Origin of the sequence: Amycolatopsis sp. lyj-84 (assembly GCF_046549075.1) — a bacterium.
Classification (GTDB): domain Bacteria; phylum Actinomycetota; class Actinomycetes; order Mycobacteriales; family Pseudonocardiaceae; genus Amycolatopsis.
The window spans coordinates 778,166-793,232 of record NZ_JAJPWO010000003.1 but is presented as its reverse complement, the minus strand read 5'-3'; the positions used below and the strand labels follow the sequence as shown (position 1 = coordinate 793,232).

Sequence of the window (15,067 nt, the reverse complement as noted above, 5' to 3'; positions counted from 1 at the left end):
ACTACCTCCCGGCCCGAGCCGCAGGGCGGCTCCGACGCGCTCGTGGTGTTCCCTGAGCTCCGGCGCCGCCGCCGTAGCCGTCGTACTGGTACTGCCGTCTCCTGCGGTGCTTCGGCAGCGGGCGGGTCGCCCGCACCCGGACGCGGGAAGCGCTGGCCGCGCCGCCCGTACCCGTGGTCCGTTCTCTAGGTGAGTTGAGCTCTTTCGCCGCCATCCCGGCCACCGCGCCCAGCGGGCGCTCGTGGCTGATCTTGGACGTGATCAATCTGGTGATCACGATTGTGGCGACGAAAGCCCAGGCGGTCGAGAAGAACCCGAAGCTCCAGCCCGCCCATCGTTCGGCGGTGAGCACGAGCAAAAAGACCGGGATACCGACGAGCCACGCGACGTAGCGGGCTCTCCAGGGAAAAGTCGCTTTCGGCGGGCCGAGCCACACGGCATCGACCCGGTAAACCTCGTCATCGGTGCGGATACGCAACGCGGGCCCTGCCTCAGCCCGTGAAGAGGCCGGCGATCCACTGGCCCACGTTGACTCCGGCACCACTCACCGCGAGGCCGATGATCGCCAGCGCGATCACGACACCGGCGAGACGGCGCATGACACCAGCGTTGTCCCCCTTGCCGCCACCCAGCCACAGCAGCAGAAGTGCGACGGCCAGCAGCACCAGGGGAATGATGTTGTCGATCAGCCAGGTGCGGACGTTGCCGGTGCCGAGCTCGCCGGCGGCCAGCGTGTCGAGGGTGGTCAAGGTCATCATCGCATTACTCCCGGTGCGCGGAGAGGGGGTTCGCGCGGTTCTGGCTCGGTGGTGCTTCGAACATCATGGCGTCACGAGGCGTAGCGGTCAAAGCGCGCTCTGTAGATGTCGTTTTGTCTACTAATCACAGAGCGAGGCACAGCACCACGACCATCCACGGTCTCCATCATCGTTGCAAGGGTCGTCAGGATTAACCCCGGCCACCCGTATTTCGCAGTGCGCCGACGAAATCCCCCGGTTGCGAGGAAGATGCTCACTGTGAGTACGGGCCGACCGACGAGAATCCGGCCGCGACCAGTGTGACATGACTCGTTCGGTGGCTTCTCGCGAGTCCGCTGGGTGAGCAAGCATTCGACAAAAATCATCGATGCCGATCAAGCGAAAGTCATACTTCCGTTACCCATAGCGAAAACTTAACAGGCATTTTCACTACATAGCGTGATTATCGGCCCGTCGAGAACACATTCGCGGGAAAAGCACCGGCTTCGACGGCCTGGCGGCTCAACGGCCCGCACAGCTCGTGCAGCCGCTGGGTCTTTTCCTCGCCGAGGTGCTCCCAAGGCCCTGTCGACACCGCGTTGGTGGCGGCCTCGACCCGCTCGCGAAGATCGTTCCCGGCCTCGGTCAGGCCGCCCTCGTCGTCGAGGATGCCCCGCTCGCGGAGCTTGGCGGCCGCGCCGTCCCACTGCTCGTCGCTCCAGCCCCGGGAGACCTTGGCCGCGGCGGCCAGGAAGCCCTTGCCGGTGGCGGTGTGCGTGAGGAGGGCGTCGAGCCCGTCGAGACCGTTGAGGAGGAGCGCGGCGATGTGGCCGTCGCCGCGGTGCTCACGCAACAGGGTGATGGCGTGCCAGAGGGCGAGGTGCGGCTCGCTCGGCCAATCGAGGTCGGCGTGCCCGGCGTAGAGCGGACGGCCGTCGACCTGGCAGCCCCCGGTCGCCTCGCGGGCGAGCTCGGCGGCCTCGGCGACCGCTTCGGAGCCGAGCGTGTCCTTGCCGAGCAGCCGGGTCAGCGTCGCGTCGACGGCTTCGAACCGGGCCTCGATGATCCGCTCGGGGGTGGCCAGCGTCCAGGCGCGCGGGATGTAGCGGGCGACCAGCTCGGGATTGAAGTTGTAGAAGGTCGCCGCGACCACGCCCGGGCTCACCGCGCCCATGGGTGCCGCGCGGCCAGCGAAGTAGGTCATGCGCCCCGGACGGAGCCCGGCGCCGGTGAGCGCGGCTTCCGTCTCGGGTGCGAAGTAGGTAAGGGAATGCAGTACATCGAACGTCCCGCGGAACCGTCCCGTGACCCGACTCGCTTCGCCCATGGGGGCACCCTACCGGCAAGTAGACAGGGGGCGCAGCGTCCGAAGGGGCCGAGGTGGGGAGCAAGGGACCTTTGCTGTCGCTTCCGCAGGTGGGGGCGGTGGGTGGTGGGTCGCCGCCGCCGGAAGTCCGTGAAGGCCTCCTTCCCTACGCTCAAGGTAGGTAAGGAGGCCTTCACGGACTTCCTACTTCGTCATGACACACACCGCACGCGCACGCGCGTGAAGAGAGAAGGAGCGGACGAGCCGGCGTGTAAGCCGGATCCTGTCCTCGCTTCGCCTTGCGGCTCCGCGAGTGGCGGCCATCCATCTAGGCCCGCCGTCGCCGGCGGGCTCGAGCGGCCTACCCGCAGACTCGGGCGGGCAGCCCTCGATCGTCTGCGCAGGAGCCTCGCGGCTCCCTCTTGGCCTTGCTCCGGGTGGGGTTTACCTAGCCGTCCTGGTCACCCAGGACGCTGGTGGTCTCTTACACCACCGTTTCACCCTTACCTCCGCGAACGGAGGCGGTCTGTTCTCTGTGGCACTGTCCCGCGGGTCGCCCCGGGTTGCCGTTAACAACCACCCTGCCCTGTGGAGTCCGGACTTTCCTCGAACCGGTCTCCCGGCTCGCGGCCGCCCTGCCGACTCGTCCGTCGGCGAATCCTACTGCACGGGCGCGGGCAGGCAGTTCAGGTTGCGCTGCCCGTCGGGTTTGACCACGAACCAGAGGTGGTCGGTGCCCTGCCCGGTCCATTCGCCGGGCCGGGTGTTGGCGAACTTGTAGAGCGGCCACCCGGCGAGCGTGACCTGTTTGGCGCCTTCGGGGCGCTTGATGGTGTCGACGATCGCCGGATCGATGCCGGTCACCACCGGCGTGCCGGTGGTCGTGATGGGGATCCACACCGCGGCGCAGTCCCCGAGGCACGCCGAGCGGGCCTTGTGCGGGTTGTCGCGTTCGTACCGGAAGAGGACGGCTCCGGTCTGGTCGAGGACGGCCTGCCCCATCTTCGTCATGTAGACGGCGGTGAGCTGCGTGCCGGACGGAGGCTCCTCGGGGGTGCTGGGACGCGAGGTACCGGACGGCGGGACGCGCGGGCTGGGGAGGGTTTCGGTGACCGGGGCCCTCGCCGTCAGCGCCACCTGGTCGTCGGGATCAGCCGCCTGCCACCACATCGCGGCGCCCACGACGAGCGCCGCGATGACGACGAGCATGGTCAACCGCGATCGGCGCATCAGGCGTCTCCGTTTCTCCCTGCGGGCTGACGGGGTTCTGTTCCGCGATCTCGTTGGTCCAGTGGAGGACGGCGGACGGGCTGTCGAGGCCGACGACACCGACGAGGCGGCCCTTGCGGACGAAGCCGGTGACGGGTTTCTCGCCGCCGACGGGCGAGGCGAGCGCGACGGTGTCGGTGCCGAGTTTCGGGATGCCGCCCGCCTGGATGCGCACGCCGTGCTGTTCCGACCAGAACCGCGGCACCGGCGCGAACGGCTGCGACGCTTGCGGCCCGGCCAGGAGGCTTTCCGCGGCGGCCCGGCCCATCTCGACGGCGTTGAGCCAGTGCTCGACCCGTCTCGGGGCCTCGTCGAACCGCGGATTCGGCCACTGCGCGACATCGCCGGCGGCGACGATGTTGTTCATCCCGAGCACGTGACAGGTCGGCGCGCAGACGACGCCGTCGTCGAGCGGCAGTTTGGACCCCCGCAGCCACGAGATCGACGGCACGGTCCCGACCGCGACGACGACGCAGGAGACGTCCAGGATCCAGCCGTCGGAAGACCGGAGCCGCAGGCCGTTCGCCGTGGTCTGCCAGTCCTCGATCGACGCCCCCAGCGCGAGCCGCACGCCGCGTGCCCGGTGCAGGGCCGAAAGCTTCTGCCCGATGTGCTTGCCGACGACCTCGCCGAGCAGGGTCGCCGACCGGCCGATGATGGTGACCTCCCGCCCGACCTCGCGCAGGCTCGCGGCGACCTCGCAGCCGATGAAACCGCTGCCCAGCACCGCGACCGGACCGTGGTCGGCGGCGAGGTTGTCACGCAGCTCGGCGGCGTCGGCCAGCGTCCGGACGACGACCACGCGCGGATGTCCGTGCGGGACACCGGAAAGCCGCCGCGGTTCGACGCCGCTGGCGATGACGAGCCCGTCGTAGGGCAGCTCCTCCGCCCCGGGCAGGTGGACCACCTGGCGGCCCGGCTGCAGATGCATGGCCGGGGTGTTGAACCGCCATTCGGCGTCGATCTCGTCGAGCCGGGCGAGCATCATCTCCGCCGGATCCGTGGTGCCGGTCAGCAGTTGCTTGGACAGCGCCGGCCGGTGATACGGCAGGTCCGGCTCGTTGCCGACGATCACCAGTTCGCCGTCGAACCGCAGTTCCCGCAGCCGTTCCGCGCAGCGCAGCCCGGCCAGCCCGCCGCCGACCACGACGATCCGTTCGCTCATTGTCCCGCCCCTTGCAGTTGGATGGCTCGCATCGGACAAGCTCTGGCCGCCGCCTGGACCAGCGGCACCTGTTTGGCGCCGGGTTTTCGGAGATAGCGCAGCTGGCCGTCACCCTGTAACTGGAAGACCTGCGGCGCTTCAGCCTGGCAAATGGCGTAGCTGTGGCACTTCTTGTCGTCGACGGAGATCCGGACCGACGCGACCCGGCCGGTCTCGCCGTCGAGCAGGCCGAGGCGGACCAGTGCCCGCGGCGGGAGCACCCGGAGCACGGTGAGCAGGACGGCCGGGGTGAGCACGGTGATCCCGCCGAGCCAGACCGTCGCGAGATTCCCGTTCGCGGACGCGCCGAGCCAGGAGTGGATCGCCAGCAGGCCGACCGAGAAGTAGCTGACCTGATGGAACCGCTGCCGGTTGCGGCCGATCACTCCACGACTCAACGCGGCGGTGACCGAGACGGCGATGAACAGCTCGAGCCCGACGACGCCCGCCGCGTGCCGCGCGAACCCGCCGCCCGCGAACGGGATCAGCAGCGTGACGAAGCCGAACGACTCGTCGTCGAGAAAGAGATAGGACAGACCGTGGACGACGCCGGTGGCGAGGGTGAACGCCGCGAGCACGACGTGGCCGCCGCGCAACGCCTCGTGTCCGGTGACGCGCCTGATCCAGCCGGTGGCGCTCAGTACGCCCCACGCCAGCGTGAGGCACATCGTCACGTAGGCGAAGCGGGCCGAAAGCGTGGCGATGTCCCGGACTCCGCTGTCGTGCGACGACGGAGCCTGGATGACCGCGAGAAGCGAGGCCGTCATGCGCGCCTGCCCGGTGAGCCGAGCACGCGCACCAGACCGAAGGTCGCCCCTCCGGCGATCCCGACCATGAGGACGCCGAGCGCGATGTCCCCGCCGTCGAGTTCGTTGCCGGCGGTGGGCACGACCATCAGCGAGGTCGTTTCGGCGATGCCGGTGCTTTCGAGCAGGGTCATGTGCCGCATGACGGTGTCGACGGCGGTCTGGGCGAAGGACCGCATCGCGTCGTCACGGGTGGCGGCCCGGACTTGGGAGGCGAGACCGAAGATGCTGCCGTGCGCGGCGCGGGCGCGGTTGACGTACGCGCGGTCGAAGTCGGCACCGGCGGCGCCGGTGATTTCATCCACCCAGGACCGTTGTTCCTCGGTGGGTTCGCCGGGAAGTTCGACGCGGACCTTGGAAGCGAGTTCGCGGACCTGCGCGTCGAGGCGGTCGTGGTCGTCGGCGAGTTTGCGGCCGACCTCCCGCACCCGCTGCCCGCTCCCGCGTTCTTCCGCCTGACGGCTGACCGGGCCCTCCCACAAGCCCGCCTGCCGCACCCGCACGAGCAGTTCCCGATCATGGGAGTCGATTTCCGCGAAGGCGACCGTGGGCGTTCCCGCCCATATCACCAAGCAGCCGATCGCCACTCCGAGCAGTCGATAGATCATTTCACCCGTCCCCGTCCACAAAGTACCTCACTGGGAGTACGGCGAACCGGAGCGGCCGGTTCGATCTCTGTCCGGACACCGGGTGTGATGTGCGTCACACGACACATTTAGAACCGTTTATCGCCGCCATACGTACCGGGCAACTAATAGTAAATAGAGCACTACTGCACATGGCCCACGGCGATAGTCTGCGCTACGGTGTACGAACCTGTGAAATCCTCCACCGCTGGGGAGGTTGCGAACCTTATGGAAGCAGTGGGCAGAGGATGTCAGTTCGGCCGCGATCGCCGGGTCGCCGACCTGTCCGACGATCCGTCCGACGAGCTGATTTCGTTGCTGTACAAGGATTTTCGGGAGACACTGTTCAATCAGGTCCTGTACCTGACCGGCCATGATCAACAATGGACCGAGGACGTCGTCCAAGAGACACTGATTCGCGCCTGGCAGCATTCGGGAACCTTGAACCGGGAGCCGGGAATGCTGCGCGGCTGGCTGCTCACGGTCGCGAAGCGGATCGTGATCGACGGCTGGCGAAACCGGCGTGCCCGTCCACAGGAGGTGGAGCTGGACAGTTCTGAAAACGCCGAAATAGCGGACCGGACGGATCAGTCGCTGTCCGCGCTCGTCATTTCCGAAGCGCTACGATATCTGGACGTCAAATACCAGGCTGTCATCTATGAGACGTATCTGACCGGACATACGGTCCGGGAGGCGGCGGTGATATTGGGAATCCCGGAGGGAACGGTCAAATCACGGCTGTACGCGGCTATGAGGACATTGCGACGGTCGTTAGGAGAGCTGGGTTCGCGATGAGGATGCGAAAGGTAAAACACACCGATGTCGCGGCCTATGTGCTCGGTGTGCTCGATCAAGCCGAGGCATACGCCTTCGAAGAACACTTGAAGGGCTGCGGGCGCTGCGGGCGCCAGGTCGCGGAATTCACGTCGGTGGAAGACGCGCTGGCGAGGGCCGATCTGCGCTACCTGTCCCCCGGCGCCACGCGGCGCTGCGGGCGGTTGTCGACGATCAAGGCCAACCTCGTCGTGGTCTTCCTGGCGTGCGTCGTCGCGGCGCTGGTGTCGTCACGGTCTTCCCGCCGGTTCCGGCGGATGTCGTCCGATGCGGACATCTCGACCCCTGCTCCCCTCGACGACCAGCGATTACTCCCGATTCCGCTTACGTTCGAGTAGTCTGCCGCAAGCCGACACGAAGGTCTCTACGGTGCATACCGAAGTAAATCCCGAGAGTCCCTTCGGCGGGCCTTCGGTACCGAAGCGCCGCGCCGCCGGGCTGCTGGGTCGCGAAAGCGAACTCGACACGATCACCGGGCTGTTCCGGGCCGCCCTCACCGGGCGCGCCACGAGCGCGGTGGTGGTCGGCGAGTTCGGCATGGGGAAGTCGTCGGTGCTCACCCGGAGCGGAGAACTGGCGAAGGCGGCCGGGTTCACCGTCGCGCTCGCCACCGCCTCCCGGCTGGAGACGCATCTGAGCGGCGGCGTCGGCCGTCAGCTGATCGAAGGGCTCACCCACGCCCCCGCCGAGCCGGGGTCACCGAGGCCGCGGGCACCCCACGCCACCGAATCCCTGCCGGACCGCCGTCCCCGGAACGAACAGGAACAGTCCGAAGCGCTCGACGCCTTCTTCCACACCGTCCGCCACGCCGCCGAACAGGGGCCGGTCTTCCTCGGCATCGACAACATCCATCTCGCCGACCCGTGGTCGATGCGCTGTCTCGCCTACATCCGGCACCGGGTGGAGAACCTGCCGGTGTTGGTCGTGCTGACCTCGCTGATCGGGCATCTGCAGACCGGCGAGGTCGCCCTGCTGGAGATGTCCGGCTGCACCCCGGCCACGATCCGGCTGCGCGGGCTGGGAACGCGGCACGTCGCGGAGTTCCTCAGTGTCTCCCTCGGACGGTTCGCCGAAGAATGCCGTGAGGTCACCGGCGGCAACCCGTACCTGCTCGCCGCGCTGCGCCGACGACTCGTCCCCGGAATGGACCTGGACACCGCGGGGTCGGCGATGATCGGCGAGGTGCTGCGGGTCCGCATGCACGAGTACACCGCGGCGCCGAAGATGCTCGAAGCCGTCGCGATCCTGGGCGAGGACGCGAGTTTCGACCTGCTGGCGCAGCTCGCCGGGGTCGACGAGATCACCGCGCTGGAGGCCATCGACACGATGGTGCGCGTGCACCTGCTGACCAACAGCCATCAGCCGTCGCTGACCTACCGGTTCGTCCGCAATTCGGTGCTCGCCGACATGCCGCTCACCACCAGGGCGGTCACCCAGTCGCGAGCGGCACGGCTCCTGCACGAGGCGGGCGCCGCGCCGGAGCGGGTCGGCGCGCACCTGCTGGAGGCGACCGCGATCAGGATCCCCTGGGCGGTGAACGTGCTGCGGCTGGCCGCCCGGCATTCGGTGGTCCGGGGCGATCCGGAACTCTCCGTCCGTTTTCTGGTGCGGGCACTGGAAGAACGGCTCAGCGAACGCAAGCGGATGGCGATCCTGCTCCAGCTCGCGCACGCGGAGTTCCACTGCGACCCGGATTCGGCGCCCGCCAGGGTGCGCGAGGCCGTCGACCACATCGACGACCGCGAAACCGCGGCCTTCGTCGCGACGGCCATGATCCTTTCGCTGTGCTGCGGCCCGGACGCGCGCTTGGCGATCAATTCCGCCGGCCAGTTCGCCGCCAGGCTCGACGCGGGCGGGCCCGACGCCGTCTGGCCGCTGCTGTGCATGACGTATCTCGCCGAAGCGGGCAGCAGACTCGGCCCGCCACCGGACTTCCGCGATTTCGAGCAGCAGTGGGCGCCGCTGAACGACCCCGCCGCGCAGCAGAGCCGCTCGGGTCTGCTCGCGCTCGACACCGTCCGGAATGGAAGCTCTTCGGCGAACGCCGTCCGCCATTTCGGCGAGGCGTTGTCGGGCGAGCAGCCGGAACTGTTCGAGCAGCCGTACTTCTTCACGCTCGCGACGGCCGTGCTCGCCGACGAGTCCGCGCTCACCGACAAGCTCTGCCAGGTGCTCGACACCAAACGCCTGCCGTGGGATTTCCACGTGCCGAAGGGCGCGCTCGCCACTCTCGCCCGCGGGATCGCCTTACAGGGTGGCGGCGACCTGGTGCGGGCGAGTGTCCACTATGAATCCCTGGTGCGGCAGTTCGACGAACGCGGCGCCACCAGCCAGTGCCCGATCGCGGTGCTGTGCGTGGCGAGGCTGATCGAGACCTCGGTCGACCTCGGCCGGTTCGACGTCGCGAACGCACTGCTGGACAAGATCGATTTCGGGGCCACCCAAGCACTTTTCACGCACAACTACCTGCTTTACGCCCGCGGCAGGCTCCGGGCGGCCACCGGTGAGCCGGAACTCGGCTACGAAGACCTGCGCGGCTGCGGGCGCCGTCTCGAACACCACGGCATGCGCTTCCCCGGATTCGCCCCCTGGCGGGCGCACGCCGCTCGCACCGCGCTGGCGCTCGGGCGCACCGACGCGGCGGCCCGGCTCGCCGAAGAGGATCTCGACGCCGCGGAACGCTGGGGAGCGCCGAGAATCCTCGGCAGCGCGCTGACCACGGCGGGCCTGGCCCGCGACGACAACGAGGAGGCCGAACGCCTGCTCACCAAGGCCGTCGACGTCCTCGGCGGGTCGACGGCGAAGCTGGCGCTGGCCGAGGCGCTGACCGAACTCGGCGCGCTGCAGGCCCGGCACGGCCAGGGCGAGAAGGCGATCGCCACGTTGCGGGAGGCCGCGCGGTCGAGCAGGCACTGCGGCGCGCGGCCGCTCGCGAGGCGGGCCGCCGAGGCGCTGCGGGACGCGCGAGCGAGCATGGCGACGGCGAAGGACAACGAGCACGGCCTCACCAAACAGGAGTACCGCGTCGCGGTGATGGCGTCACAAGGTCTCACCAACCGGGAGATCGCCGAGGCGCTGCACCTGACCCGTCGCACCGTCGAACTGCATTTGTCCGGGGCCTACCGCAAACTCGGCATCACCGGGCGGACCGAATTGAGCACCGCGCTCGGCCGTTCCCAGCGCGTGGACGGTGATTGACGGTTTCCGGGGGCGGCGGTTCACTCCGCGACATGCCGGGAATCGAATCCGAACCACTCAAATTCGCCTATTGGGTCCCCAATGTGAGCGGCGGGCTGGTCACCAGTGACATCGAGCAGCGCACCGACTGGGGATACGAGTACAACCGGGATCTCGCCGTCCTCGCGGAGAACAGCGGGTTCGAATACGCGCTGAGCCAGGTCCGCTACACGGCCAGCTACGGTGCCGCCTACCAGCACGAATCGACCGGTTTCAGCCTCGCGCTGCTGCTCGCGACGCAACGGCTGAAGGTGATCGCGGCGATCCACCCCGGACTGTGGCATCCCGGGGTGCTCGCGAAGTTCATCGCCAGCGCGGACGTGATCTCCGGCGGACGTGCGGCGGTCAACGTGGTCAGCGGCTGGTTCAAGGACGAATTCACCAATCTGGGTGAAGCATGGCTCGAACACGACGAACGGTACCGGCGATCCGAAGAGTTCATTCGCGTACTGAAGGAACTCTGGACGAACGACCACGCCGAATTCAACGGCGATTTCTACCGGATTCACGATTTCGACATCAAGCCCAAGCCGGTGGGACGGCCGCATCCGGAGATCTTCCAGGGCGGCAACTCCACCGCGGCGCGGAAGCTCGCGGGCCGGGTCTCCGACTGGTACTTCAGCAACGGCAAGGACTTCGACGGCTTCAGCGAGCAGGTCTCGGAGGTTCGTGGTTACGCGGCCGAGAACGACCACGCCGTCCGCTTCGGGCTCAACGGCTTCCTGATCGCGCGGGAGACCGAGAGCGAGGCGAAGGCCGTGCTGCGGGAGATCGTCGAGAAGGCGAACACCGACGCCGTCGAGGGATTCCGCAACGCCGTCAAGCAGGCGGGCGGCTCCACATCGGACAAGAAGGGGATGTGGGCCGACTCGGAGTTCAAGGATCTGGTGCAGTACAACGACGGCTTCCGCACCGGGCTGATCGGCACGCCGGAGCAGATCGCGGACCGGGCCATCGAGTACAAGAAGCGCGGGGCGAACCTGCTGTTGCTCGGCTTCCTGCACTACCTGGAGGACGTCGAGCACTTCGGGAAGCACGTGCTGCCGGTGATCCGGGCCAAGGAGGCGGACCTCGAGCGAGGCGCCGCCACCCCCGAACCCCTGGTCACCTCCGCCCCCTGACGCAAGTAGTCCTCTAGTTGCGGTCCTTGCACGCGCAACTACCGCAACTAGAGGACGAAACGCGGGCGGTGAGGGGACGGGTCAGGGCGACGCGGGTCTCCAGGCTGTGATCGTGCGGAGGGTCGTGAAGGCCTCCTTACCTACCTTGAGCGTAGGGAAGGAGGCCTTCACGGACAGCCGCCAACGCAACTAGAGGACGAAACGCGGGCGGTGAGGGGTCAGGGCAGGTAGACGGTCTGGCCCGGGTGCATGGTGGGGCCGCAGTCCTTGAGCGGGCCGCCGAAGCGCGCCTTCTCGACGTCCGGCAGGGTCTTCGCGGCGTAGTCCTGGGCGGCCTTCAGCTTCTCGGGGCTGGAGACGGCGTCCTTGCGCACGAAGTCACCATTGCGCAGCCCGCCGCCCGGGTACACGAAGATCGGCTCGTAGTCGCGGTCGATCCGCGAGTCGACGGTGATGCCGTTGCCCGCGGCCCACGGGCCCCACGAGTGGATGAAGGTCGGCTTGACCTTGTCGAACACGTAGTCGCGCAGCCCCGGCATGTCGCCGTTCTTGACGAAGTCCGCGACGTCCGCCTCGACCAGCCCGGCCATATCGACCAGGTGCAGGCGGCTGGTCATCGACGAGCCTCCGAGGTCGGGCAGCAGCAGCGACGCCTGCTGGAGGCCGAGGATGTCGGCGATGGTGTTGAAACCGCGGCCGAACCGGTCGGCGATGAGGCACGCGGGCACCGTCGGGACCTCTTGGAACTTCTCCGACGACGACGCGAAGCCCATCCCGGACGGGATCGCGGCCGCGACCAGCACGAGCACCACGACGGTCCGCAGAACCGCCCGCGAACGGCGCAGCAGTTCGCCCGCGGCCAGCGTTCCCGCCAGCGCGGCGAGGATCCAGATCGGGGTGGCGAAGCGGTGCTGGCCCATCCAGTCCGGGACCATCACGCCGTAGGCGATGATGCCCAGCACCAGCGGCGTCATGAGCGCGACCAGCGCGCGCCGCCATTCCGCGCGGACCAGCGCGTAACCGATGGTCAGCGCGAGCAGGATCGTCCCGGCGACACCGGCGTAGCCGACCAGCTCGAAAGGCTGCTTGAACGCCGAAAGCCCGGGGAGGCCCTGTCCCTTCGCGATGGACGGGTTCGCCAGCAGCCTGCCGAACTCCGCGATCCGCCAGGCGAGGTACGCGCCGAACGGGATCGCGAACGCGACCACGGAGACCACGATGAACTTGACGCTCTGCCCCAGCAGCGGCTTTCGCAGCTGGAACAGGACGACGAGCGGGTACGCGCCGCCGTAGATCAGGCCTTCGGGGCGGGTCAGCGCGGCGAACGCGACCAGCACCCCGGACCAGATGGCGACCTTCGCGGTGAGCACGGTGTCCTTGCGGACGGCCACGAACAGCAGCACGGCCAGCCAGGCGACGGCCATCCCGAACAGGGAGTTCTCCAGACCGGAGATCGTCCAGATGACGAACGACGGGATCGCGGCCAGCGTCAGCCCGACGACCAGGGTCGCCAGCCAGGCGAAGCGCTTGAAGATCTGCTTCGCCGCGATGTGGCAGGCCGCCAGCGTCCCGGCGGTGAACAGGAGCCCCAGCAACTTCGGGAACAGGACGTAGTCGGGGAGGCCGAACAGCGTGCCGCTGTCGAAGATGCCGACGAGCTTGCCGAACGCCAGCAGCACCAGCCAGGTCGAGTTCGACCAGCCCTCGACCGACGGCTGCCCCGGCTGCAGCACCGGGCCGATCCCGTCGGCGAAGCTGCGCGCGTAGGAGAAGGTGATGGCCGCGTCGTCGACGATCCAGTGGCCGTAGAGGGTGGCGTGCCAGGCCAGCGCGGCGACACCGGCGAGCACCGCCAGGTAGGGCGCGATCCGGGCGGCCGGGCCACGACGGGCCGGCGTCTCCGCCGGGTCGGGCACATCTTTTTCGGAAGCTTCGCTGAGTGCGCTCGCCGTCATGTCCCCGTCTTTGCCTTCTCGCTCACGTGCCCCGTCGCCGAAACTGTAGCCAATACCCCATCGGTCGCCCGCGACACGTCATATCCAGGCGTGATCCGCGCCACATTCATCGGGTCAGGACAGATGCGAGATGTCGTTCACCAACCGGACCGAGGCGTTGCCGTCCGGATAGAACTCGACGATCGACAGCGAGGCCAGGTCCAGGTGCAGGCGGAACAGCAGCGACGGCCCGGCGTCCAGGCCCATCCGCAGCAGCGACTTGATCGGCGTGACATGGCTGACCAGCACGAGCGTCCGCCCGCCGTACTGCGCGATCAGTTCGTCGCGGGCCTTGCGGACACGGCGATGGACGCCGTCGAAGCTCTCGCCGCCCGGCGCCGCGATGGAGGTGTCCGAAAGCCAGTCGGTCTGGAATTCCGGGTCGCGGTCCATGGCCTCTTTGAAGGTGAGGCCCTCCCAGTCGCCGAAGTCGGTCTCGATCAGCCCGGGGTGGGTCTCGACCCGGCCGCCGAGCGCGTCCGCGATCGCCTGCGCTGTCTGCTGGGTGCGGATCAGCGGCGAGGCGATGATCGGCGCGACCTCGCCGTCGACGACCAGGCCCTCCATCGAGCCGAGGCGTTTCGCGGCGGCGGCCGCCTGCTGCTTGCCGTGGTCGGTGAGCGGCACGTCGCCGCGGCCGGAATAGCGCTTGTCGACCGACATCGCCGTCTGGCCGTGCCGCACGAGGAGCAGTTTGGTCGGCGTGCCGGTGGCGCCGGTCCAGCCGACCGGGCTGATCCTGTCCTGCTTCACGGTCTTCGGCGGTTCTGACTTCTTATCGGTCCCGGCGTCCATCGCCTCGTTCGCGAGCCCGTCCGCGTGGGAGTTCTCCGCGCGCGGGATCCACTCGTAACGCACGCGGGAAAAGCGCGCCGCCAGCTCCTTGGCTTCGGCGTTCAGCGGCTGCATCGACGGGTGCTTGACCTTCCAGCGCCCGGACATCTGTTCCACCACGAGCTTCGAGTCCATCCGGACGTCCACTGTGGACGCTCCGAGCTCGGCGGCCGCGGCGAGACCGGCGATCAGGCCGGAGTACTCGGCGACGTTGTTGGTCGCGATGCCGACGTAGGCCTTGCGTTCGGCGAGCACCTCACCGGTGACCGCGTCCTTGACGACCGCGCCGTAGCCGGCGGGCCCGGGGTTGCCCCGCGACCCGCCGTCGGCCTCGATCAGCACGTGGTCGGTCACAGGCCGGACTCCAGCGTGCGCACCAGGATGGCGCCGCAGTTCTCGCACTGGATGACGTTGTCCTCGGGAGCGGCCTTGATCTCGGCGATCTCGCGGCGGTCGATGTCGAGCTGGCAGGCGCCGCAACGGCGGGCCCGCAGCAGCGACGCGCCGATGCCCTTGTGCGCCCGGACGCGCTCGTAGAGCTTCAGGAGGTCTTCCGGGAAACGCGGCAGGAGCTTGGCGCGATCTTCGTCGCGGCGCGCCTTCGTGGTGTCGAAGTCGGTGAAGTTCTCGTCGCGGCGGCGAACGGCCTCGGCGACCTCGTTCTCGGCCTTCGCGACCTCGGCGCTGGTGCGCTGGGCGTCGAGGTCGAGCGCCTCGCGGCGTTCCATCAATTCGAGCAGGTCGTCCTCGAGCGCGGACTGACGCCGGTTGAGGCTGTTCAACTCGTGCTCGATGTCGGTCATCTGCTTCGCCGCGACGGAACCGGATTCGAGGAGCTTGCGGTCGCGGTCGCCACGGGCGCGCACCGACTCGATCTCCTTCTCCTGGCGGGCGATCTCACGGTCGAGGTCGGACGCCGCGGTCTGGACCGAGACCAGTGCGTCACGTCGATCGCGGACCGTCTTCTCGCCCGCGTCGATCTCGGCGATCTCCGGCAGGGTGCGGCGGCGGTGGGCGGTACGCGAAAGTTCGGCGTCCACCTTCGCGAGTTCGAGCAGCTGGCGCTGGACGGCGGGGTCGGCCTTCACGGTGCTCCTTG

At 68.4% G+C, this 15,067-nt stretch carries 14 protein-coding genes and 1 other RNA gene; 4 read left to right on the top strand and 11 right to left on the bottom strand.

Annotated features, from left to right (window positions below; translation table 11 throughout):
* Position 1: 1 nt before the first annotated feature.
* The 8 genes from ACLJRM_RS14045 to ACLJRM_RS14010 all read right to left on the bottom strand — a co-directional run bounded on the left by ACLJRM_RS14045 (position 2) and on the right by ACLJRM_RS14010 (position 5,930).
* On the bottom strand, positions 2-478 hold the full coding sequence (locus ACLJRM_RS14045; protein ID WP_101612583.1) for a hypothetical protein: 477 nt from the start codon (positions 476-478) through the stop codon (positions 2-4).
* A gap of 13 nt (positions 479-491) precedes the next feature.
* Positions 492-758, bottom strand: coding sequence for a hypothetical protein (locus tag ACLJRM_RS14040; protein ID WP_005166545.1), 267 nt, complete (start codon positions 756-758; stop codon positions 492-494).
* A gap of 442 nt (positions 759-1,200) precedes the next feature.
* Positions 1,201-2,064 (bottom strand): SCO6745 family protein, encoded by an 864-nt coding sequence (locus ACLJRM_RS14035; RefSeq protein WP_410663162.1) that lies wholly within the window; start codon positions 2,062-2,064, stop codon positions 1,201-1,203.
* 235 nt (positions 2,065-2,299) lie between these two features.
* Positions 2,300-2,689, bottom strand: an RNA gene (gene rnpB, locus ACLJRM_RS14030) — RNase P RNA component class A.
* A 14-nt stretch (positions 2,690-2,703) separates the two neighbouring features.
* Positions 2,704-3,273 (bottom strand): hypothetical protein, encoded by a 570-nt coding sequence (locus ACLJRM_RS14025; RefSeq protein ID WP_233223105.1) that lies wholly within the window; start codon positions 3,271-3,273, stop codon positions 2,704-2,706.
* On the bottom strand, positions 3,194-4,477 hold the full coding sequence (locus ACLJRM_RS14020) for an NAD(P)/FAD-dependent oxidoreductase (protein ID WP_101612580.1): 1,284 nt from the start codon (positions 4,475-4,477) through the stop codon (positions 3,194-3,196). Before ACLJRM_RS14020 ends, ACLJRM_RS14025 begins: the two co-directional genes overlap by 80 nt.
* The gene (locus ACLJRM_RS14015; protein WP_101612579.1) at positions 4,474-5,283 is read right to left on the bottom strand and encodes a ferredoxin; all 810 of its coding nucleotides are present in this window, start codon (positions 5,281-5,283) and stop codon (positions 4,474-4,476) included. The genes ACLJRM_RS14020 and ACLJRM_RS14015 overlap by 4 nt, the downstream gene beginning before the upstream one ends.
* A complete protein-coding gene (locus tag ACLJRM_RS14010) occupies positions 5,280-5,930 on the bottom strand; it encodes a DUF4142 domain-containing protein (protein ID WP_101612578.1) in 651 nt (216 codons plus the stop codon). Before ACLJRM_RS14010 ends, ACLJRM_RS14015 begins: the two co-directional genes overlap by 4 nt.
* Positions 5,931-6,176: 246 nt before the next feature.
* Between ACLJRM_RS14010 and ACLJRM_RS14005 the strand changes: the two genes are divergently transcribed.
* The 4 genes from ACLJRM_RS14005 to sfnG are packed head-to-tail and all read left to right on the top strand — an operon-like array spanning position 6,177 to position 11,140.
* On the top strand, positions 6,177-6,743 hold the full coding sequence (locus ACLJRM_RS14005) for a sigma-70 family RNA polymerase sigma factor (protein WP_410663192.1): 567 nt from the start codon (positions 6,177-6,179) through the stop codon (positions 6,741-6,743).
* Positions 6,744-6,745: 2 nt separating this feature from the next.
* Positions 6,746-7,120: a zf-HC2 domain-containing protein gene (locus tag ACLJRM_RS14000; protein ID WP_410663161.1), complete on the top strand. Its 375-nt coding sequence runs from the start codon at positions 6,746-6,748 to the stop codon at positions 7,118-7,120.
* A gap of 31 nt (positions 7,121-7,151) precedes the next feature.
* Entirely contained in the window at positions 7,152-9,980 is a 2,829-nt protein-coding gene (locus ACLJRM_RS13995; RefSeq protein WP_410663160.1) for an AAA family ATPase, read from the top strand.
* 32 nt (positions 9,981-10,012) lie between these two features.
* Positions 10,013-11,140: a dimethylsulfone monooxygenase SfnG gene (sfnG, locus tag ACLJRM_RS13990; protein WP_101613758.1), complete on the top strand. Its 1,128-nt coding sequence runs from the start codon at positions 10,013-10,015 to the stop codon at positions 11,138-11,140.
* A gap of 218 nt (positions 11,141-11,358) precedes the next feature.
* Here the strand turns inward: sfnG and ACLJRM_RS13985 are convergent, their stop codons facing one another.
* From ACLJRM_RS13985 to ACLJRM_RS13975, 3 genes are all read right to left on the bottom strand, one after another.
* Positions 11,359-13,095: a hypothetical protein gene (locus ACLJRM_RS13985; protein WP_101612574.1), complete on the bottom strand. Its 1,737-nt coding sequence runs from the start codon at positions 13,093-13,095 to the stop codon at positions 11,359-11,361.
* 114 nt (positions 13,096-13,209) lie between these two features.
* Complete coding sequence (locus ACLJRM_RS13980) at positions 13,210-14,322, bottom strand: bifunctional RNase H/acid phosphatase (protein WP_410663159.1); 1,113 nt, start codon at positions 14,320-14,322, stop codon at positions 13,210-13,212.
* Complete coding sequence (locus ACLJRM_RS13975) at positions 14,319-15,056, bottom strand: zinc ribbon domain-containing protein (RefSeq protein WP_101612573.1); 738 nt, start codon at positions 15,054-15,056, stop codon at positions 14,319-14,321. The genes ACLJRM_RS13980 and ACLJRM_RS13975 overlap by 4 nt, the downstream gene beginning before the upstream one ends.
* Between the last annotated feature and the right edge of the window lie 11 nt (positions 15,057-15,067).

What these genes read in the sequence shown, in the direction of transcription:
- ACLJRM_RS14040 (WP_005166545.1), bottom strand. Translation starts at nt 758, where the DNA reads ATGATGACCTTGACCACCCTCGACACGCTGGCCGCCGGCGAGCTCGGC.
- ACLJRM_RS14035 (WP_410663162.1), bottom strand. Translation starts at nt 2,064, where the DNA reads ATGGGCGAAGCGAGTCGGGTCACGGGACGGTTCCGCGGGACGTTCGAT.
- ACLJRM_RS14025 (WP_233223105.1), bottom strand. Translation starts at nt 3,273, where the DNA reads ATGCGCCGATCGCGGTTGACCATGCTCGTCGTCATCGCGGCGCTCGTC.
- ACLJRM_RS14020 (WP_101612580.1), bottom strand. Translation starts at nt 4,477, where the DNA reads ATGAGCGAACGGATCGTCGTGGTCGGCGGCGGGCTGGCCGGGCTGCGC.
- ACLJRM_RS14015 (WP_101612579.1), bottom strand. Translation starts at nt 5,283, where the DNA reads ATGACGGCCTCGCTTCTCGCGGTCATCCAGGCTCCGTCGTCGCACGAC.
- ACLJRM_RS14010 (WP_101612578.1), bottom strand. Translation starts at nt 5,930, where the DNA reads ATGATCTATCGACTGCTCGGAGTGGCGATCGGCTGCTTGGTGATATGG.
- ACLJRM_RS14005 (WP_410663192.1), top strand. Translation starts at nt 6,177, where the DNA reads ATGGAAGCAGTGGGCAGAGGATGTCAGTTCGGCCGCGATCGCCGGGTC.
- ACLJRM_RS14000 (WP_410663161.1), top strand. Translation starts at nt 6,746, where the DNA reads ATGCGAAAGGTAAAACACACCGATGTCGCGGCCTATGTGCTCGGTGTG.
- sfnG (WP_101613758.1), top strand. Translation starts at nt 10,013, where the DNA reads ATGCCGGGAATCGAATCCGAACCACTCAAATTCGCCTATTGGGTCCCC.
- ACLJRM_RS13985 (WP_101612574.1), bottom strand. Translation starts at nt 13,095, where the DNA reads ATGACGGCGAGCGCACTCAGCGAAGCTTCCGAAAAAGATGTGCCCGAC.